The sequence below is a fragment of the Halomonas jincaotanensis genome (genome assembly GCF_018448785.1).
Lineage (GTDB): Bacteria > Pseudomonadota > Gammaproteobacteria > Pseudomonadales > Halomonadaceae > Halomonas > Halomonas jincaotanensis.
On record NZ_JAHCLU010000027.1, the window covers coordinates 27,133 to 45,810 of the forward strand.

At 64.6% G+C, this 18,678-nt stretch carries 17 protein-coding genes; 4 read left to right on the plus strand and 13 right to left on the minus strand.

Going from position 1 to position 18,678, the window contains the following annotated elements:
* Nucleotides 1-89 precede the first annotated feature (89 nt).
* The 4 genes from KG088_RS17535 to KG088_RS17550 are packed head-to-tail and all read right to left on the minus strand — an operon-like array spanning nucleotide 90 to nucleotide 4,730.
* Nucleotides 90-458 carry an AtuA-related protein gene (locus KG088_RS17535; protein WP_213827626.1) on the minus strand — a complete coding sequence of 123 codons (369 nt, stop codon included), beginning with the start codon at nucleotides 456-458 and terminating at the stop codon, nucleotides 90-92.
* Complete coding sequence (locus KG088_RS17540; protein ID WP_213827628.1) at nucleotides 445-1,848, minus strand: acyclic terpene utilization AtuA family protein; 1,404 nt, start codon at nucleotides 1,846-1,848, stop codon at nucleotides 445-447. The genes KG088_RS17535 and KG088_RS17540 overlap by 14 nt, the downstream gene beginning before the upstream one ends.
* Nucleotides 1,845-3,743, minus strand: a complete 1,899-nt coding sequence (locus KG088_RS17545) for a TRAP transporter permease (protein ID WP_213827630.1) — start codon at nucleotides 3,741-3,743, stop codon at nucleotides 1,845-1,847. Before KG088_RS17545 ends, KG088_RS17540 begins: the two co-directional genes overlap by 4 nt.
* A 21-nt stretch (nucleotides 3,744-3,764) precedes the next feature.
* Nucleotides 3,765-4,730 (minus strand): TAXI family TRAP transporter solute-binding subunit, encoded by a 966-nt coding sequence (locus KG088_RS17550; RefSeq protein WP_213827632.1) that lies wholly within the window; start codon nucleotides 4,728-4,730, stop codon nucleotides 3,765-3,767.
* A 190-nt stretch (nucleotides 4,731-4,920) separates the two neighbouring features.
* Between KG088_RS17550 and KG088_RS17555 the strand changes: the two genes are divergently transcribed.
* A complete protein-coding gene (locus KG088_RS17555; protein WP_213827634.1) occupies nucleotides 4,921-5,820 on the plus strand; it encodes a LysR family transcriptional regulator in 900 nt (299 codons plus the stop codon).
* Between the two features lie 561 nt (nucleotides 5,821-6,381).
* Here KG088_RS17555 and KG088_RS17560 read toward each other — a convergent pair.
* Together KG088_RS17560 and KG088_RS17565 are read right to left on the minus strand one after the other, a co-directional pair.
* Nucleotides 6,382-6,870 (minus strand): hypothetical protein, encoded by a 489-nt coding sequence (locus tag KG088_RS17560; protein WP_213827636.1) that lies wholly within the window; start codon nucleotides 6,868-6,870, stop codon nucleotides 6,382-6,384.
* Entirely contained in the window at nucleotides 6,867-7,706 is an 840-nt protein-coding gene (locus KG088_RS17565) for a DUF6544 family protein (protein ID WP_213827638.1), read from the minus strand. The genes KG088_RS17560 and KG088_RS17565 overlap by 4 nt, the downstream gene beginning before the upstream one ends.
* Nucleotides 7,707-7,903: 197 nt before the next feature.
* Here KG088_RS17565 and uxuA point away from each other — a divergent pair, with 197 nt between their 5' ends.
* Complete coding sequence (gene uxuA, locus KG088_RS17570; protein WP_213827640.1) at nucleotides 7,904-9,079, plus strand: mannonate dehydratase; 1,176 nt, start codon at nucleotides 7,904-7,906, stop codon at nucleotides 9,077-9,079.
* A 97-nt stretch (nucleotides 9,080-9,176) separates the two neighbouring features.
* On the opposite strand, the gene KG088_RS17575 is transcribed toward uxuA, so the two are convergent.
* The 6 genes from KG088_RS17575 to KG088_RS17600 form a co-directional block, all read right to left on the minus strand.
* Nucleotides 9,177-10,484, minus strand: coding sequence for a TRAP transporter large permease (locus KG088_RS17575; protein WP_213827642.1), 1,308 nt, complete (start codon nucleotides 10,482-10,484; stop codon nucleotides 9,177-9,179).
* Nucleotides 10,481-11,095, minus strand: coding sequence for a TRAP transporter small permease (locus KG088_RS17580; protein WP_213827644.1), 615 nt, complete (start codon nucleotides 11,093-11,095; stop codon nucleotides 10,481-10,483). The genes KG088_RS17575 and KG088_RS17580 overlap by 4 nt, the downstream gene beginning before the upstream one ends.
* A 59-nt stretch (nucleotides 11,096-11,154) precedes the next feature.
* Entirely contained in the window at nucleotides 11,155-12,171 is a 1,017-nt protein-coding gene (locus tag KG088_RS17585; protein WP_213827646.1) for a TRAP transporter substrate-binding protein, read from the minus strand.
* Between the two features lie 74 nt (nucleotides 12,172-12,245).
* The gene (locus KG088_RS17590; RefSeq protein ID WP_319941470.1) at nucleotides 12,246-12,416 is read right to left on the minus strand and encodes a hypothetical protein; all 171 of its coding nucleotides are present in this window, start codon (nucleotides 12,414-12,416) and stop codon (nucleotides 12,246-12,248) included.
* 45 nt (nucleotides 12,417-12,461) lie between these two features.
* Nucleotides 12,462-12,623, minus strand: a complete 162-nt coding sequence (locus KG088_RS17595; RefSeq protein WP_213827648.1) for a hypothetical protein — start codon at nucleotides 12,621-12,623, stop codon at nucleotides 12,462-12,464.
* Between the two features lie 44 nt (nucleotides 12,624-12,667).
* Nucleotides 12,668-13,654 carry a sugar kinase gene (locus tag KG088_RS17600; protein WP_213827650.1) on the minus strand — a complete coding sequence of 329 codons (987 nt, stop codon included), beginning with the start codon at nucleotides 13,652-13,654 and terminating at the stop codon, nucleotides 12,668-12,670.
* A 33-nt stretch (nucleotides 13,655-13,687) separates the two neighbouring features.
* Between KG088_RS17600 and KG088_RS17605 the strand changes: the two genes are divergently transcribed.
* Together KG088_RS17605 and putA are read left to right on the plus strand one after the other, a co-directional pair.
* Nucleotides 13,688-13,924 (plus strand): hypothetical protein, encoded by a 237-nt coding sequence (locus KG088_RS17605; RefSeq protein WP_213827651.1) that lies wholly within the window; start codon nucleotides 13,688-13,690, stop codon nucleotides 13,922-13,924.
* 370 nt (nucleotides 13,925-14,294) lie between these two features.
* Nucleotides 14,295-17,960: a bifunctional proline dehydrogenase/L-glutamate gamma-semialdehyde dehydrogenase PutA gene (gene putA / locus KG088_RS17610; RefSeq protein ID WP_213827653.1), complete on the plus strand. Its 3,666-nt coding sequence runs from the start codon at nucleotides 14,295-14,297 to the stop codon at nucleotides 17,958-17,960.
* A gap of 55 nt (nucleotides 17,961-18,015) precedes the next feature.
* Here putA and KG088_RS17615 read toward each other — a convergent pair.
* On the minus strand, nucleotides 18,016-18,678 hold a 663-nt coding region (locus KG088_RS17615; protein WP_213827655.1), incomplete at its 5' end, for an aldehyde dehydrogenase family protein.

Genomic DNA, 18,678 nt, shown 5'->3' on the forward strand with positions numbered 1-18,678 from the left:
CGCGCCACCAAGACTGCCAAGCAAGCCTGGATCCAGGCGCCGGCCATGCCGGCGCCTTGAACCGAAAGGGGAATGCCAAGGGCCGCCGATCAATGATCGGCAGCCCTTTTTCTTTGCTGCGTGCCAGGCAAGGCGATCTCCATGCCGAGCAAAAGAAAGGAAAGTGTCTTGCCGTGGCCGTCGAGGTTCAGCGCCCCATTGACCCCGCCCTGCAGCACATCGTCAAGTACCAGATTTATCCCGGCCAGACCCGGCAGCGGATAGCGCCGCACCCGGCTGACACCGCGGTGGGAGAACAGCGCCTTCACCCGAACCTCGGTGACCTGGGCCAGCAGAATGTCGTAGTGACGCGGGTCATAGGCGAACAACGCCAGGTTGAGCCGCTCGCCCTTGTCGCCGGCGCGAGCGTGCGCCAAGCGGTGTAGCGACACGGTGACCTCATCTTCACTGCGCACCATGGTCGTGGCTCCTCTCGTTGTTCCACGTGGCGTCGTACAGGGTTGCGAAGGCTTCGACGTCGCTGCGCTTGACCAGGTAGGAGGCCGTACAGACCCGGCGTTGGAACTGGCGTCTTACCCCGCCCCCACCGGCCGGGCCGGCGCAATAGAGCGCCAGCAGCTCCTGCGTGGCGCGCTCCACCCAGCGCCGTTCAGGGTGCTCGACGGCGAGCCGCAGGCGGTAGTCGCCGTTCTCCTGCCCCGCTGTCTGCTGCTGCAGATCGCCGGTATCGCTGTCGAACACGCTGGCGTGACCGATGATGTCGAGTCGCGAGCGCAACTCGGGCGGCGCGCGAAAGGTGAGCCGTTCGCGCAGCACCTCGGCCGCCAGCCGCGCTCGGCCGAACGCATTGGGGCCGGCGTAGGAGATCTCCGCCTCGCCCTGCCAGCCACCGGCGTAGCACACGGTGGTCTTGAGCCGTTCTGGTGCCGGCCTGCCTCGGATACCGCTGACCGCGACCCGATCGGGACCGATCTCGACGACTCGGGCGTCGGAGAGATCCACGACCACGTCAGGCGTCAGGTAGCTGCCCGGGTCGTGCACCTCGTAGAGAAGCTGCTCCTTCACCGTGCGCTCGGTCACGCAACCGCCGGTGCCCGGGGGCTTGGTCACCACCAGGCTACCGTCCTCCTCCACCTCGATAATGGGATAGCCCACCGTGGCCAGACCGGGCACGTCCTTGAGCCCCGGGTCGGCGAAATAGCCGCCGCTCACCTGGGCCCCGCACTCGCCCAGGTGCCCCGCCATCGTGCCCGCCGCCAGGCGATCCCAGTCGTCCCAGGCCCAGCCGAAGTGATGCATCAGCGGGGCCAGGAACAGCGCCGGGTCGGCCACACGACCGGTCACCACCACCTCGGCACCCTGGCTCAGCGCCTCGACGAGTGGCGCAGCACCGAGATAGACGTTGGCCGAGATCAGTGCCTCCTCGCCGGGCATCTCGCCGCTCTCCGTCTCCCAGTGCAGCAGGTCGATAGAGGACAGGCGCGAGCGGATGTCGTCACCTTGCACATGGCCGATACGGATATCGCCCCGCCCGGCCTGCTCGGCTAGCACGCGGACCCGCTCGCAGGCACCCGCGGGGTTGGCAGCGCCGAAGTTGCCCAGAATGGCGATGCCGTTGTCCAGGCAGTCGGCGAGCACGGGCTCCAGCAGCTCATCGAGCAGCGGCTCGAAGCCGCTCCCGGGGTCGTCATGCCGCGCCCGGTGGGCGGCGGCCAGGGTTCGCTCTCCCAGGGTCTCGAAGAGCAGCGCGGCGGGCTGGCCGCGGCGGATCAGCTCAGCCACCACGGGAATCGCCGCATCGGTGCGGTCGCCGGAGAAGCCGGCACCGCTGCCCAGCAGAAAGGTCATGGGTGGGTCTCCTTGGTGGGAACATCACGCGGCGTGGGGCCGGCACCTCTCGGCCGGCGCCGGTGCAAGGCGTACATGCCCATCAGCGTCAGCAGCGCCGCCGCCGTGGTCAGCCAGCCAGGCGTTAGCGCCAGCACGATCACCACGATCAGGCCGATGATATCCAGCACGCGATAACCGGTGATCGCGACCCGCGACATCAGCGAGGCGAAGGCGAACACGAAGACCACGCCCTGACAGCTCGCCAGTGCGATGTCGACTGCGCCACCGAAGCCGGCCAGCGCCGGATAGATCAGCAGCAGGAAGGGGATAACGTAGATCGCCGCCGCCAGGCGCACGGCCTCACCCGCCGCCGGTAGCCAGTTGGTGCCGGCGATACCCGAGGCGACAAACACCGCGACGCACACCGGCGGTGTGATCACCGAGAGGGTGGCGAAGTAGAACACGAACAGATGCGCGATCAGCGGCTCCACGCCGATGGTGGTCAGTGCCGGTGCCAGCACCGAGGCCACCAGCACGTAGGCGGCGGTGGTGGGGATACCCATGCCCAGGATCAGGCACACGCCGCCCACGATACCCGCCACCAGGAACAGCGACTCGCCACCCACGTTGACGATCAGGCTGGCGAGGGTCACGCCGATACCGGTCATGCCGATCATCGCCACCAGAATCTGCGCCCCAGCCAGCAGCACACCGATGATCACCATGCCTCTTCCGGCATCCATCAATCCCGAGAGCAGCTTGCCGAGGATCTCGTGCGGCGGCATTTTCGCCAACAGAGAGAATGGCACGAAGGTGAGCACCGTCATCAGGATGCCGTAGAACGCCGACAGCTGGATCGAGCGGCCGCTAAGTACGCCGAAGAAGAGGCCACCCAGCGCCGCGAGGATCGGCACGATGCGCTCGGGGCGCAGCACGTCGCGCCAGCCGGGCAGCTCATCGCCAGGGACCACACGCAGGTTGCGCCGCTGCGCGACCAGATGAATGGTCAGGAACACGCCCAGGTAGAACAGGATCGCCGGCAGCAGCGCCGCCAGGGCGATGCGCAGGTAACTCTCGCCGAGGATCTCTGCCATGATGAAAGCCGCCGCGCCAAGGATCGGCGGTGCGATCTGCCCCCCCGTCGAGGCGACGGCCTCCACGGCGGCGGCGAAGGGCCGTGGGTAGTCGAGGCGCTTCATCATGGGAATGGTGAAGTTGCCGGTCGTGGCCACGTTGGCCACCGCACTGCCGCTGACCATGCCGAATAGCCCCGAGGCGACCGTGGCCACCTTGGCGGCCCCGCCCGGCGATCGGCCGCTGATGCGCAGCGCTAGGTCCATGAAAGTCTGACCACCGCCAGTGTGCAGCAGCAGGCTGCCGAACAGCACGAAGGCAGCGATGGTGGTCGCGGCAACGCCTACCAGCATGCCCCACACCCCAAGATCACCGAGGTAGATGGTCTCGGTGATGTAGGCCAGGCCGAAGCCGCGGTGCCCCAGCGGGCCGGGGATGGCGGCACCGAACCAGGCATAGCCCAGGCCGGCCACCACCAGCAGCGGAAAGATCAGGCCGATGGCGCGCCGCGACAGCTCGAGGATCGCCACCAGCAGTACCCCGGTGAAGAGCATGTCGCGGGTCGACGCCCAGGGGAGCTCCACCAGGATGCGCTCGGAGTTCATCGCCACGTAGCCACAGGCGAGCACGGCACCCACCGCCAGGACGAGATCGAGGGCTATGCCCAAGGGGCGCCAGCGCGTGCCGGTCCCCAGCGGATAGACCGTCAGCCCCAACAGGATCACCAGCGCAAGGAAGATGCTGCGCTGGATCAAGCTCTCGAAGGGACCTGTGGCGGCGGTATACAGAATCAGCCCGCCCAGCGTGAGGGCCAGTCCCCGGGTCAGATGCTCGCGCACGGAAAGCTCCTAAGGCGGCCGTTATTCGGCGGGCTGCAGGTTATCGGGGATTTCCATGCCTTGCTCTTCGAAGTAGCGAGCGGCGCCGGCATGCAGCGGAACGGTACCGACATCAAGGGTCATCTCCGCCATGTCGGCATCCTTGATCGCGGAGAAAGCGTTGGCCTGGGGCTCGGGATTCTCCATCACCGCCTTGACGATCTGGTAGGCGGTCTCTTCATCTATGTCCGGATGCGCGTGAACGGCCACGCCGAAGGCCCAGGTGGTGAAGGCCGGAATGCCATCTGCGGCGCCCTCGGGAATGTCCACAACCGCGATATCGGGCATCTCGCTACGCAGGGTATCGGCCTGCTCGTCAGTGAGCGACAGCACATTGATCGGTGTGAAGGTGGCGATGTCCATGGTCGAACCGTCCAGGCGATTGCCCACTCCGGACTTCACGTAGCCGGCGATGCGACCATCCTTGATGGAATCGACTACGTCGGTGGTAGAGCCGCGCACGTAGTCGGGGGTGATTCCCAGCGTTTTCATGACCGCCTCGGTGGTGCTCTCGGTGGCCGAGCCGGTGATGCCTGGGTTGAGACGCACCCCGTCCAGCTCCTGCATGCTATCGACCCCGGCATCCTCGCGCATCACGACGTTCTGCGGCGCCACGGTGTAGACCCAAAGCAGTCGCGTATCCACCGGACGCTCCTCGAAATCGCCCTGGCCGGCGTAGGCGTGATAGCCGGTGTTGGTGGTCACCAGACCCAGGTCCATCTGGTCGCGGCTGAGCCGACGCAGGTTATCGACGGTGGCACCGGTCTCGGCAACTGAAGAGCTGACGCCTTCAAGCTCGCTGTTGATGATCTGGTTGACCGCCACGAAGTAGCCGTAGTGGCTCGACGAGCTGGAGGTCGAGCCGATCAGCAGTCGTTCCTGGGCAGGGGCGGAAGCGGCGGCGAGAAGTGCGGCACTGGCGGCCACGGCGGTGAGCAGCGTTTTCATGGTTGGCTCCTAGCCCGCTGACGGGCTTGTTCTTGTAAAGGATCGTGTTGTGTAGAGGCTTGTCGTGACGATGCACGGTCGACCCGGCGGCGCTTCAATCGCATTTCAGGAGAGCGCCACTCTATGCAGGGTGGTCAACGCTCCTAATTTTGTACATTGAATTGTTTTTAAAACCTGTTTTACTTTCTAAATGAATCCCAGCATCCGACAGCTCGGCGCCTTCGTCGCGGTGTCGCAGTCGTGTAGCTTGGCCGAGGCCAGCGAGCGCATCCACCTCTCCCAGCCGGCCATCTCGATTGCCCTGCGCAAACTGGAGGAGTCGGTGGGTGGCGCACTGTTCTCGCGCAGCACGCGGCAGCTCACTCTCACGCCGGAAGGTGAAGCCTTCCTGCCGGTGGCGATCCGCCTGCTGAATGACTGGAGCGAGGCTTTCGAGGACCTTGATGAGCTGTTCTCGAAGAAGCGCGGCAAGGTCGCGGTGGCGGCGCTGCCCACCCTGGCCGCCGGCCTGCTGCCGGGTGTCATTGCCACCTTCCACGCCCGCCACCCACGCATTAACTTCGCCCTGCACGACGTACTAGCCGAGCAAGTGAGTTTAATGGTGCGTGAAGGGCGCGCCGACCTGGGCCTCTCGGTGCCGCCTCTCGGTGCAGAGGATCTCGCCTTCGAACCGGTGCTGGAGGATCGCTACGTGGTCGTCTGCCCGCTGGGCCACCCGCTGCTCGAGCGGCCGCGAATCGCCTGGCGTCAACTGGCCGACTTTCCCTTTATCGGCATCAACCGGCTCTCGAGCTCACGGCAGGATATCGACCGCATCATGGCCGAAGTGGGCCAACCGCTGGACATGATCTGCGACGCCAGCCAGATCGCCACCGTGGGGCGCATGGTGGCAGCCGGTGTGGGCATCAGCGTGCTGCCAAAATTCAGCTTCCGACAGATCGCCACCCACGGGATCGACCACCGCCCCTTGGTATCGCCCAATGTGGGCCGCCCGCTCGGCATCGTCCAGAGTCGCCGGCGCGCGCTCTCCACGGCCGCCGTAGCGCTTCGTGAGATGATTGTCGATGCCGCCCGGGAAACAACTGCCTGAATCATCGTGGCCTGGTTTGCAGTTCCGTTGAAGTATGGCGCTGCTGGATACCATTTCTTTTAACCGGCCACAAACGCAGCAACAGGTGGTTTGTGGTCGATAATCGAGTTGAGTCTTGAGGATGCCATAAGCAATGTGGATCAGCTTTTGACTTGCTGCACCCAAGGCCTAGATCCTGCGTGTCGCTCTGTCGATGGCTTCCTCGGATTGCTAGTCGGAGCGGGAAAACCGAGGTTTCAGGAACTCGTTTGCTGAAACCGGCAGGTAGTACCTCTTCCTGTTCGGTCGTAAGCATGGCCAGCAGTTCGTGTCGGATGTTTCGCTGGTTATTATGGGCATCATTGAGAAACGGCAAATGGACGATACCGTACAGGCGGACTAGCTCACTTTGATCCTACAGGTGCCACATGATTCTCGGCACAGATTTTGGATGTCGTGGTCGGTTGTCTGCAAAGTTTGATCTGCATGTCCCTGCTCCCGAATGCACTGCTCTGTAAGCTCTCTTGCTGCCAGCAGAGGATAACTTCTATAGCTCATCTGATCATCAGGGACCCTACACCCTCACCCGTCCCGCCCTGTCAGGTGGTCGCCGCGCACCAGGAACCGGCCCTCGATGCGCAGGGCAAGCGGATCGCCCGAGATCGTCGGTGCGCCGTCCGGCACGGGACGCTGGGCGTGGATGTGCAGGTGTGGCTCGGTCGAGGCACCGGAATTGCCGACCTCGCCCAACCAGCCGCCGACGCCCAACAACACGAGCGAGAGGGCAAGACCCGACCACCCCCAAAGCCCCGCAGGCAGCAGCGGCAGGCCGCTGACATTCTTGCGAAGTGGCCAGGCCACTACCGCGGCCAGCCAGAAACCAGCATAGACCCACGGCAACCACCAGACCGGCAGCGCCCATTGCGCCACGCGCGCCAGCGCAAAGAGGAACGCCCCGGTGCCAGCAGCCTGCAGAGCGAACCCTGAAACGCTACCCGCCGGCGCCAGCGCAAGCCAGAGCAGCAGCGCCAGTGGCAGCGCGACCTGCGTGATAAGGACGAGCGCGATCATTGCTCTACCCGCGGAAACCGAATCTCGGTGACGTCGGCGATGAAGAAGGGAAAATAGTTATCGGTTCCGAACATGTTGCCGGCCTCCACGCGGAACGGCAGACGATAGCCCGCCACCTCCCTGAAGTCCGGCATGATTGCCCCGAAGGGCTGCAGACGGTGGACCTTCTCGGGGTTGGCATCACTCCAGCGCTGAAAGGTAACCTCGACCGGCCGGCCCTCGGCGTCGACGGTCACATCGACTGCCTGTTCCAGGTCTTCATGTCGGACCGTGACCCGCGTGCTATCCGCTTCCAACCCCTCCCACGACACCGCCGGACCGGGCAGCAGGGCGGCGGGGGACCAGATCACGGCCTCGGCCACATAGCGCCCAAAGGCTGAGCGTCTGTGGTCTGGATTGCCGCCAAGCCGTGCGACCGGGATCAGCCAGAAGATCCGGAATCGCGTCCAGCCAGCCGAATCCGAGCCCGAGACGGGCATCCCTCCGCGCGTGCGCATTGCCCAGACAAAACCTTCCGGGGCGGCAAGGATTTGGCGGGCCTCCATCGGCCGATAGGCCGGGTCGTTCCTGGTGCCGAGGCTGAAATGGCCGTCCATATCGATCTCGGCCACCGGCAGGAGCGGTGTTCCAGGTTGGATGGTGAAGGAGAAGTAGCGCCGCACCGGCTCTGGCAGTTCTGCGATCACCTCCGGCGTGAAACGCTCTGGCGTGACCGGCTTTAGGGCTGCCAGCCTGTTCCATTCAGCGCGATCGGCTCGCTGGTCCCACACAAGGAGGGCACTCAGAGTCAGGATGCCGAACAGGGACAGCAGGCCCAGGGCGATGATGAACTTCATAGTCTCGATAGCTCGAAAACAGAGTCTTTGCCTAGAGCATTGAAATGGATTCTGCCGCCCGACGCGTTGACCTGAATCAAAAGCCGGCACAGCGTAGGGGTGTTGATGCCCGCAAAGCAGACATTGGCACACATGACACAGCAAGGGCTCGCCGGGGCGCTGAACGCTCTCGAGCGTGCCTGACACGAGGAGATCCCATGGAACATAACTGGCGCTGGTACGGCCCCCATGACCCCATCCGCCTGGACGAGATTCGTCAGACGGGTGCCACCGGTATCGTGACGGCGTTGCACGAGATCGCCAATGACGAGGTCTGGCCGATCGCAGCGATCAATGAGCGCAAGGCGCTGATCGAGGCCGCCGGCCTGAATTGGTCGGTGGTGGAGAGCGTGCCGGTTCCTGAGGCGATCAAGCGGGGGCTGCCCGAACGCGATGGCCTCATCGCCACCTACTGCCAGACCCTGCGCCACCTGGCGGCCTCCGGCATCGACACCGTCTGCTACAACTTCATGCCGGTACTCGACTGGACGCGCACCGATCTTTCCTGGCGCCTGCCGGACGGCGGCCGGGCGCTACGTTTCGACCAGGTGGCCTTCGCCGCCTTCGACCTCTACCTGCTCGCCCGACCGGGTGCCGATACCGAATACACCGATGCCGAGAAGGCCGCGGCCAACACGTATCTCGAGACCCTGGACACGACCGGCCGCGATACGCTGATCAACACCTTGATCGCCGGCCTGCCGGGCGCCGAGGAGCACTATACGCTCGAGCAGTTCCGCCGCGTGCTGGCCGCTTACGCCGACATCGATCCCGCGCGCCTGCGCGAGCACCTGGGGTACTTCCTTGAGGCGGTGATCCCGGTGGCCGAGGAGGTCGGCATCCGCATGGCGATCCATCCCGACGACCCGCCCCGGCCAATGCTGGGGCTGCCGCGAGTAGTCTCCACCCCGGACGATGTCCAGTGGCTGCTCGACGCCGTGCCCAGCCCGGCCAATGGCCTGACCCTGTGCACCGGCTCCTACGGGGTCCGCGCCGATATCGACCTGGCCGCGATGGCGCGGCGCTTCGGGCCGAACATCTATTTCGCCCACCTGCGCGCTACTCTACGTGATTCGCCGGATCCGCGCTCCTTTCACGAGGCAGCGCATCTCGACGGCGATGTGGACATGGTCGCGGTGATCGCGGCGCTGGTGGCCGAAGAGCGGCGCCGCGAGCGGGAAGGTGGCCCGCGCCTACCGCTGCGCCCCGATCATGGCCACCACATCCTCGACGACCAGCATCGCAACACCGCGCCGGGCTATCCGCTTTACGGACGCCTCAAGGGGTTGGCGGAGCTGCGTGGGGTGGAGCACGCCGTACGGCAGCTGACCTGATCTACACGTAGAGCGGGTTCGGTTTCCATACGCTGAGTGTGTAGGCGCTGAACAGGTTGCCCTCAAATGATGGGTGACGTCGAAGCTCCCAGTGGGTTTAGATGAAATCCGGCACCAGCAGACGCGGAATTGCAAGGACCAGTTCGGGGTAGACGATCAACAACAGGATCACCCCGAGCATGATGACCAGGTAGAGCATGGTGGTGCCCAATGCCTTGAGCAGCGGGATGCCACCGATCTTGGCCGAGATCATCAAGCACAGGCCATAAGGCGGGGTAATCAACCCCAGGCCGAGCGCCATCACGCCGATCACGCCGAACTGCACCGGATGGATGCCGGCCTGCATGGCCAAGGGTTGGAAGATCGGCGCCATGATTGCCATGGCGGGCAGCGAATCCATGAAGGTACCGATCACCAGCATCACGGCGGTCATGATCAGTAGTAGCACGACGGGATCGGAAATGTTCACCCCGGCCATCAGCTTGGGGGGGATCTGGTAGAAGCTGATCAGGTAGCCGAAGATCGCCGCGCCCACCAGGCTGAACAGCGACAGCGAGCAGAGCCTCACGGTGGCAGTGGAGGCATCGAGTACGTCACGGAACTTGAGCTCACGGTAGACGATGAACCCTAGCGCCAGGGCGTAGAGTACCGCGATCATGGCTGCCTCGGTGGGTGTGACGATACCCAGTGTGATGCCACCGATGATCACCACGGGAATGCCCGCCGCCATCATGCCGTCCTTGCCCGAATGCAGGATCTCGCGTAGCGAAGCGCGCGGCCGGACTGGCACCTGATAGCGTCGAACGTAGCCCATGTTCACGGCGATCTGTGCCACGCCGATCATGAGACCCGGAAGAATGCCCCCCAGGAACAGGCCGGCGATCGAGGTATTGGTCAGTGCACCCCATACGATCATGTTGATCGAGGGCGGAATGATGATGCCCATCACGGACGAGGCGGCGGTAACCGCTACGGCAAAGTGGGTGGGGTAACCCTCCCGCTTCATGGCCGGGATCAGCACCGTGCCGACGCCGGCACTATCGGCCGTGGAGGAGCCGGAAACCCCGGCGAACAGCATGCTGACCATGACGTTGACGTGGGCCAGGGCGCCCTTGAAGTGGCCGACCAGCAGCATGCACAGGGTGATCAGGCGATCGGTAATCCGCGCGGCATTCATCAGGTTGCCGGCCAGCAGGAACAGCGGTACTGCCAGCAGGACGAACGAATCCATGCCGTTGTACATGCGCTGGAACATGATCCAGTAGGTCAGTCGTGGATCGAGCACGATGATGCCGAAGGCGGTGAGGATCAGCGACATGGCAATCGGCACGCCTGCCACGATCAGCACGCCCAGCAGGCCGAACAGCAACCAGGGCAGCAGGAACATCCAGTCCGAGGGCATCATGGGCGGGGTCCTTGGTCCTGGTGGGTGACGTCGGCACTTGGATAGCGGCTATCGAGTAGGGTCGTCTCGTGATCGGTGTCGAGGGTCTCGATTTCATGAGGGGTGTTGAGGGCGGCCTCCATGGCGTCCATACCGTGCAGGGCGGCATGCAGCAGGCGCTGGAGGCTGAACAGCACGATGAACACGCCACTGACCATAAAGGCCGAGTAGATATAGACCATCGACATGCCCGACGCAGTGGCATGGCGGCGCAAGCCGGAGAGTCCGAACTCCTTGCCGTGGTAGACGAAGATGATCCCCAGTGCCAGACACGCCAGGTCGCGAATGACGCGGGTAGTGAGATCGGCACGGGTGCCCCGCGGGAACGCTTCAAGCACGAAGTGATCGGCATGCAGTACGCCGACCGCGGCGCCCAGCATCACCATCCACTGGAAGGCGAAGCGGCTGAATTCTTCCGTCCAGTAAAGCCGCGGCATGAACGGCAGGTTGCGGCTCATGACCTGATAGATAATGAATAGCGTGAAGCCGAACACCAGCGCCAGCAGCACGACATGCAGCACGCGTTCGAGGCCGCGGTTGAACCATGCCAGGGCATCGAGCAAACGGGACATGGCAGGTTTCCTGTAAGAGGCGGGGAGCAGGGCGCCCGGCATGGCCGGGCGCCTCACGTTCACTCGGCGTTGACGATCATCTGGTGCAGGTCGGTGAGGCCCATCTCTTCGATCACGCCCTGCAGCGGCTCGCGGACCTGTTCCTGCATGCGTTCACGGTCGAGTTCATGCAGCGTGGCGCCTTCCTCGACCAGCAGGTCGAGCGCTTCGGCATCCTGTTTAAGCTGGATGTCTCGAGCATAGCTGGCGGATTCTTCGGCTGCCGCCATGACCATCTCCTGCTGCTCCTCGGAGAGACGATCCCAGCTCATTTGCGACATGGTCAGCAGGCGCACGGTGATGTCGTGCTCGGACAGCCCGATATGAGGGGCTACCTCATGGAAGCGCATACGATGGATCCACTCGGCTTCGTTGAGCAGACCATCGATGGCCCCTACCTGAAGGCCGGTATAGATCTCGCTCCATTCCATGACCGTGGGGTCGGCACCCAAGGCCTCCCACGCGGTGATCAACGGCTTGGTCGGGTTGGTACGCAGTTTCATGCCTTCCAGATCATCGAGACTCTCGAGGGGCTCGGTGCTGACGATCTGACGCTTGCCGCCTCCGTAGAAGGCCAGGATGCGGACATCGGTCTCCTCGGTGATGCGGTCGGCGATCTCGCGGCCGACGTCACCATCGAGCACCGTGCGCCAGTGATCTTCATCGCGATAGAGGAACGGAACCGAGAACACGTTGGCGGTAGATGAGAAGTCGGTGATCAGCCCGGGATTGATGATCGAGATATCCAGTGCCCCGGCCATCTGTTGTTCGAACATCTCGGTCTCGTGGCCGAGCACCGAGTTGCCGAGAATCTCGACGCCGATCTCGCCGTCGCTCTTTTCGTCGAGCAGTTCCTGAAACTTGGTCGCGCCCAAATGATAGGCGGTGTCCTCGGTGCCGCCATGACCGAAGCGCAGGTCTACGGCTTGGGCTGCGGTGGAGAGGCCCAATGTGGCGCTGAGTAACGCGCTGGCGACCAGGCCCTTGTGCAGGCGACGGGAATCGCCATGCATTGGATCGATCCATTGATGAGTCATATATCACCTCTTGTTATGCTGCGCCCCTGACTTCGGTGGCGTCGTGTGGCTGGCGGTTGGCGGCAGATGCCGCATTACGATGCGGGTAGCAGAACCTCGTCGCGGCGCACGGGGGCACCACAAGATTCACGTACCCGGAGTTGGGGCGAGAGAACGACTTGTTCCCGCGCCCCATTGGGGTTCTTGATGCGGCGCAGCGCAAGGCGGGCCGCTTCCTGGCCGACGGCATGCGGATGCGTGCCGATGCTTGTTGAAGTGTAAAGCGTCGTTAAGCATCTCGGGTGCGATCTTCAGGCTAGCACCGACCAAGCCGTGAGTCTCGGCGAGGGCCTTGCAAAAGCGGGGTCGTCACCGCTCTCTAAAGCCTCGAAATAGTTGACATGGAACGCCACGGCCAGCTGGTCGAGTTGAGCCTGATTAAGACGGTGAAAGGCGACGATACGTTTCTTCATTTCAAGGCTCCGGTCTGGTCTTGTCAGGGCTCCACCCGTTGGGCTTAGCTCATGGGTGGTAGGTTGTCTTCGAGTTCTGCCAGGCGCTGGCGGCTCGGCAAACCCTCCATATCGCCCAACACCTGGACAGCTTCGGCGCCGATCAGGTTGCCGCGACGCACGGCCTCGCGGGGTGACCGGCCATCGAGCAATGCGCTGATCACGCCCACCGCGAAACCATCCCCGGCGCCGACGGTATCTATCACTGTGTCGATCTTGAAACCGGGCACACTGAATGATTCATCGTGTCCGTCGAGAACCCCTCGATAGTAGCTGCCCTCGGGGCCGAGCTTGATGACAACGGCCTTGGCGCCACGCTCGAGATAGAAGCCCGCGATATCGTGGGGTGACGCCAGACCAGTAAGCAGTCGGCCTTCGGCCAGGCCCGGCAGGACCCAGTCGGCCTTGGCGGCCATGGCGTTTAGTGTCTCGCGCATCTCGTCCTCGGTGGGCCACAGGCTGGGACGCAGGTTGGGATCGAAGGAAATGCTGGCGCCGTGCTGGCGCGCCTGGTCCAGCATGTGCCAGGAAAGCTCACGGCAACTGGCCGAAACGGCGGGGGGGATGCCGGTGGCGTGCAGGTGACGAGCGGCCGAGAAGTCCACGGACTCGGCATCGACCGGCGACAGGTAGCTGGCGGCACTTCCCCGTCGGAAGTACTCCACGCGAGGGTCGGCACCGCCGGCCGCGCGCTCCTTGAACACCAGCCCGGTTGAGTGTTCGGGATCATGGGCCAGGTGTCGGCAGTCCACGCCCTCCACCTCCAGGGTGCGCTGAATGTAGTCACCGAAGCTGTCGCCCCCCACGCGGCTCAACCAGCCGACATGGAAGCCGAGCCGGGCCAGGCCAATGGCGACATTGGTATCGGCGCCGGCAATGCCGCGTTGGAAGTGCTCGATATCGGGCATGGCCCCTGGCGCATCGGCCACGAACAAGGTCATGGCCTCTCCGAAGGTGAGAAGCTGGGGGGCGGATGAAGGCTTGGCGGACATGGGGACCTCGCAGTCTCTGGAAGCGTTGCTGGCGTGTCATTGCTTGACGTTGGCGTCGCAGCCACCCGGGTTCACCGTCGTCATGGAGTACCACCGCCGGTCGTGGGGGGTAACCTGTCTAGTCTACCCGCTGCTATAGTGCCTGTAGAGCCGATCAGCGCCCGCCACACGCTCAACGGCAACCGGCTGGTCGTCGCCATGGTCTGGAAACTTCACACGATGTTCGGCATTCTCGCCGAGAGCCTGATCAAGCAGGCTCACCATGCCTGATAATCGCCTGCGTATCGAACTGCTCGACACCGATCCCTTAGTCTGGCGCCGCGTTCACTACGGCGAGCCGGACGACTAGCAGGCGACGCAATTCTCCGCCGGAAATAGCCGGGGCAGTGGGTAACGCGATTTCAACGGTCCAGGGGTCGAGAGAAAGAGTCCCGGAAACGCGCATTGCCGGCGGGGAGGTCGGCGTTTTACAAGGAGATGGGCATGCTTCTCGCATGTCAACCAGGTCATCGCCGACCTAGAACCGGTTGGCGTACCCCGGGTCGGAACGCCTAACCTATATTATTGACTTTCGACTAGAGCGACGACATCCGAGCCGGCTCATTGACGCTGTGTGTCGGGTAGTGAGGAGAGATTGACCATGAACGAAGCAAACCTTCACCTGCAGGGTGACGTCAGCGAGCTTCGCTCGCGCATTCGCGACCACTATTCGGCCGCCGAGGCAGATGTGCTGCACGGACTCGTCGAACGACTCAAGCTGTCGGAAGACGACCGCCGCAAGGTCGCCGATATCGGCGCCAATTATGTGGATCGAGTGCGCAAGGAAAGATCGCCCTCGATGATGGAGGCCTTCCTGGCCGAGTACGGGCTCTCGACCGCCGAGGGGGTCGGCCTCATGTGTCTGGCAGAAGCGCTGCTGCGCGTGCCCGATGCAGAGACCATCGACGATCTTATCCACGACAAGATCGAGCCGTCCGACTGGGGCGCGCACCTGGGCAAGTCCTCCTCGTCGATGGTCAATGCCTCGACCTGGGCGCTGATGTTGACCGGCAAGGTGCTGGACGACGACCCCAAGGGTCCGGCGCGGGCGCTGCGCGGCCTGGTGCGCCGCATGGGCGAGCCGGTGGTGCGCAGGGCGGTCGGCCAGTCGATGAAGATCCTCGGGCGGCAGTTCGTGCTCGGCCAGACCATCGAGGAGGGCATGAAGAATGCCCGCGAGCTCGAGAAACAGGGTTACACCTACTCCTACGACATGCTGGGCGAGGCGGCGCGCACCGATGAGGATGCCGTCCGCTACCATGAGGCCTACGCTAAGGCGATTACTGCGATCGCTAAGCAGGCCAAGGGCGACGTGCGCGGAAGCCCGGGCATCTCGGTGAAACTCTCGGCGCTGCATCCGCGCTATGAATACACCCACCGTGACACGGTGATGGCCGAGCTCGTGCCACGAGCCAAGGCGTTGGTACAGCAGGCGGCCAAGGCCAATATCGGTTTCAATATCGATGCCGAGGAGCAGGACCGGCTGGACCTGTCGCTGGATGTGATCGAGGCACTGATGTCAGACCCCAGCCTCGAGGGATGGGACGGCTTCGGGGTCGTGGTGCAGGCCTACGGACGTCGCGCCGCGCCGATGATCGAGACACTCTACGAGTTCGCCGAGCGGTACGACCGCAAGATCATGGTGCGGCTGGTGAAGGGCGCCTACTGGGATACCGAGATCAAGCTGTCGCAGGAAATGGGGGTCGAGACCTTCCCGGTCTTCACCCGCAAGGTCAACACCGATGTCAGCTACATGGCCTGTGCCCAGATGCTGCTCGACCGGCGTGACCGCATTTATCCGCAGTTCGCCACCCACAACGCCCATACCTGTGCCGCCGTGGTAGAAATGGCGGGCGACGACAAGGACAGTTACGAGTTCCAGCGCCTGCATGGTATGGGCGAATCCTTACATCACATCGTCAAGCAGTCGGAAGGCACGCACTGCCGTATCTACGCGCCGGTCGGCGCGCACCGCGACCTGCTGGCCTATTTAGTACGCCGTCTGCTCGAGAACGGGGCGAACTCCTCGTTCGTCAACCAGGTAGTGGATAGCTCGATTCCGCCGAGCGAAGTGGCCCGCGACCCGGTGGCCGAGATGCAGCGTCTGGGCGACGCCATCCCCAGCCCATTAATACGCCAGCCCGGCGAGCTGTTCGCGCCCGAGCGCAAGAACTCCCGCGGCTACCGGATCAACGAACCCGCCTCGATCCTCCCGCTGCTGGCCGCGCGCGAGACCTTCGCCGACACGACCTGGACCGCCGGCCCCATGCTGGCCGGAAGCCCGGCACCTCAAGGGCCGGCGCGCGATGCCGTGTCGCCCGCCGACGGCTCGCGCGTGGTCGGCAAGGTGCATGAGGCAACGCCGGAGGAGGTCGCAACCGCACTCGATGCCGCCGAGGACGGCTTCCGCGACTGGTCGGCGCGTCCCGCGGCCGAGCGCGCCGAGGTCCTGCGCCGCACCGCCGATCTCTACGAGCAGCACATCGCCGAGCTGACCGTGATCGCGACGCGCGAGGCCGGCAAGATGATGTTCGATGGTATCGCCGAGGTGCGTGAGGCGGTGGACTTCCTGCGCTTCTACGCCAACGAGGGCGAGCGGCTGGAGGCGGAAGAGCCCGGCAGTGCCCGCGGCATCTTCGTCTGCATCAGCCCGTGGAACTTTCCGCTTGCCATCTTCACCGGCCAGATCGCCGCAGCGCTGGCGGCCGGCAACGCCGTGCTCGCCAAGCCCGCCGAGCAGACCTCCCTGATCGCCGCCCGCGCCGTCGAGCTGATGCGCGAAGCCGGCCTGCCCGAGGCAGCGCTACAGCTGCTGCCCGGTGACGGGCCGACAGTAGGCGGACCGCTGACCAGTGACCCACGAATCGCGGGCGTCTGCTTCACCGGCTCGACGCCGGTGGCGCAGATCATCCACAAGACCCTGGCACAGAACGCAGGGCCGGATGCCGTGCTGATCGCCGAGACCGGCGGGCTGAATGCCATGATCGTGGACTCGACGGCGCTGACCGAGCAGGCGGTGCGCGACATCCTGATTTCCTCCTTCCAGTCGGCCGGCCAGCGCTGTTCGGCGCTGCGGATGCTGTACGTCCAGGAAGAGGCACGCGAGCGGCTGCTCAACATGCTCGATGGCGCGATGGACGCGCTCACCATCGGCGACCCCTGGAATACCGACACCGACGTATCGCCGGTGATCGACGCCGAGGCCCAGACCGATATCAGTGCCTATGTCGCGGCGCAGAAAAAGGCCGGTAAAGTATTGAAGTCGCTCCCCGCGCCCGGCGTCGGCACTTTCGTCACCCCGGCCGTGGTCGACGTAGGAGGCATCGAGGATCTCGAGCGCGAGATCTTCGGCCCGATTCTGCACGTGGCCACCTTCAAGGCGCGTGACATCGACAAGGTGGTCGACGCGATCAATGACCGCGGGTACGGGCTGACCTTCGGCTTGCACACCCGGATCGACGACCGTGTGCAGCAAATCGTCGAGCGCGTCCATGTCGGTAACATCTATGTCAATCGCAACCAGATCGGTGCCATCGTCGGCTCCCAGCCCTTCGGTGGGGAGGGCCTCTCGGGCACCGGCCCCAAGGCCGGCGGACCTCTCTACGTCAACCGCTTCCGCCGCACTACCACCGAGGAGCGCCACGACGCGCCGAAGGGCAATGTGGTGACAGTCGGGGATCTTCAGTCGGCCATCGACGGGCTGGATGCGCGCAACTGGGCGGCGCGCACTAATCGGGTCGAGGTGCTGCGCAAGGCGCTATCCGGCAAGGGTGGCGTGGTTCGCCGGGCACTCAACGATACCGCGGCCCTGGACATGACGCCGCAGACGCTGCCGGGGCCGACGGGGGAAAGCAACCGACTGGCAATGTACCCGAAGGGCCCGGTCCTGTGCCTCGGGCCGACGCTCGACATCGCCGTCGCCCAGGCAGTGCAGGCGCTCGGTGCGGGCTGTCCGGTAGTGCTCGCAGTCCCTGGCGCGGCCCAGGCCGTGCAGCCGCTGATCGAGGCCGGGGCGCCTGTCGCCGCGCTCGACGGCAGTGTCGCGTCCGAGACGCTGACTGGGGTCAGGGACATCGCGGCGGTGGCCGCCGCCGGCGCCAGTGACTGGACCCGCGAGCTGCGCGTAGCGCTGGCCAGGCGCGACGGCGCCATCGTGTCGCTCGAGACCCAGACCATCGCGCCGGAACGCTATGTGGTGGAACGCCATCTGTGCATCGACACCACCGCCGCGGGAGGCAACGCCAGCCTGCTGGCGACGGCCGAATAGCCGCGCCGGCCCGAGAGGGCCGGCGTTTTTTTCGGTCACACCATCTGATCGATGATCAGTGCGTGGGCATGGTGAAGTGGTTGGTCTCCTCGCGGATGCCGCTGGGCCAGCGCTGGGTGATGGTCTTCATACGAGTGTTGAAGCGCACGCCATCGGGGCCGTGCATGTGCAGCGGACCGAACAGCGAGCGCTTCCAGCCGCCGAAGCTGTGGAAGGCCATGGGCACCGGGATCGGCACGTTGACGCCGACCATGCCGACCTGGATCTGCTCGCAGTACTGGCGCGCGGCGTCGCCGTCACGGGTAAAGATGGCGGTGCCGTTGCCGAACTCGTGGGCGTTGACCATCGCCACGGCCTCGTCGAAGCTCGCCGCTCGCGCAATGGCCAGCACCGGACCGAAGATCTCCTCGCGGTGGATGCGCATGGCCGGCGTGACGTGATCGAACAGTGAGCCACCCAGGAAGAAACCGTCGCCAGCGCCCTCGACCGCGGTGTCGCGGCCATCGACCACCAGATCGGCGCCCTCGTCCACGCCGACCTGGATATACCCCTTGACCTTCTCCAGGTGCTCGCGGGTGATCAGGGGGCCCATGTCATTGTCGGGGCCCTCGACCAGACCGGGCCCCACGGTGAGTTGTCCAAGCTCGGCCACCAGCTTCTCGCGCAGGCGGTTGGCGGTCTCCTCGCCCACCGGCACCGCCACCGAGATCGCCATGCA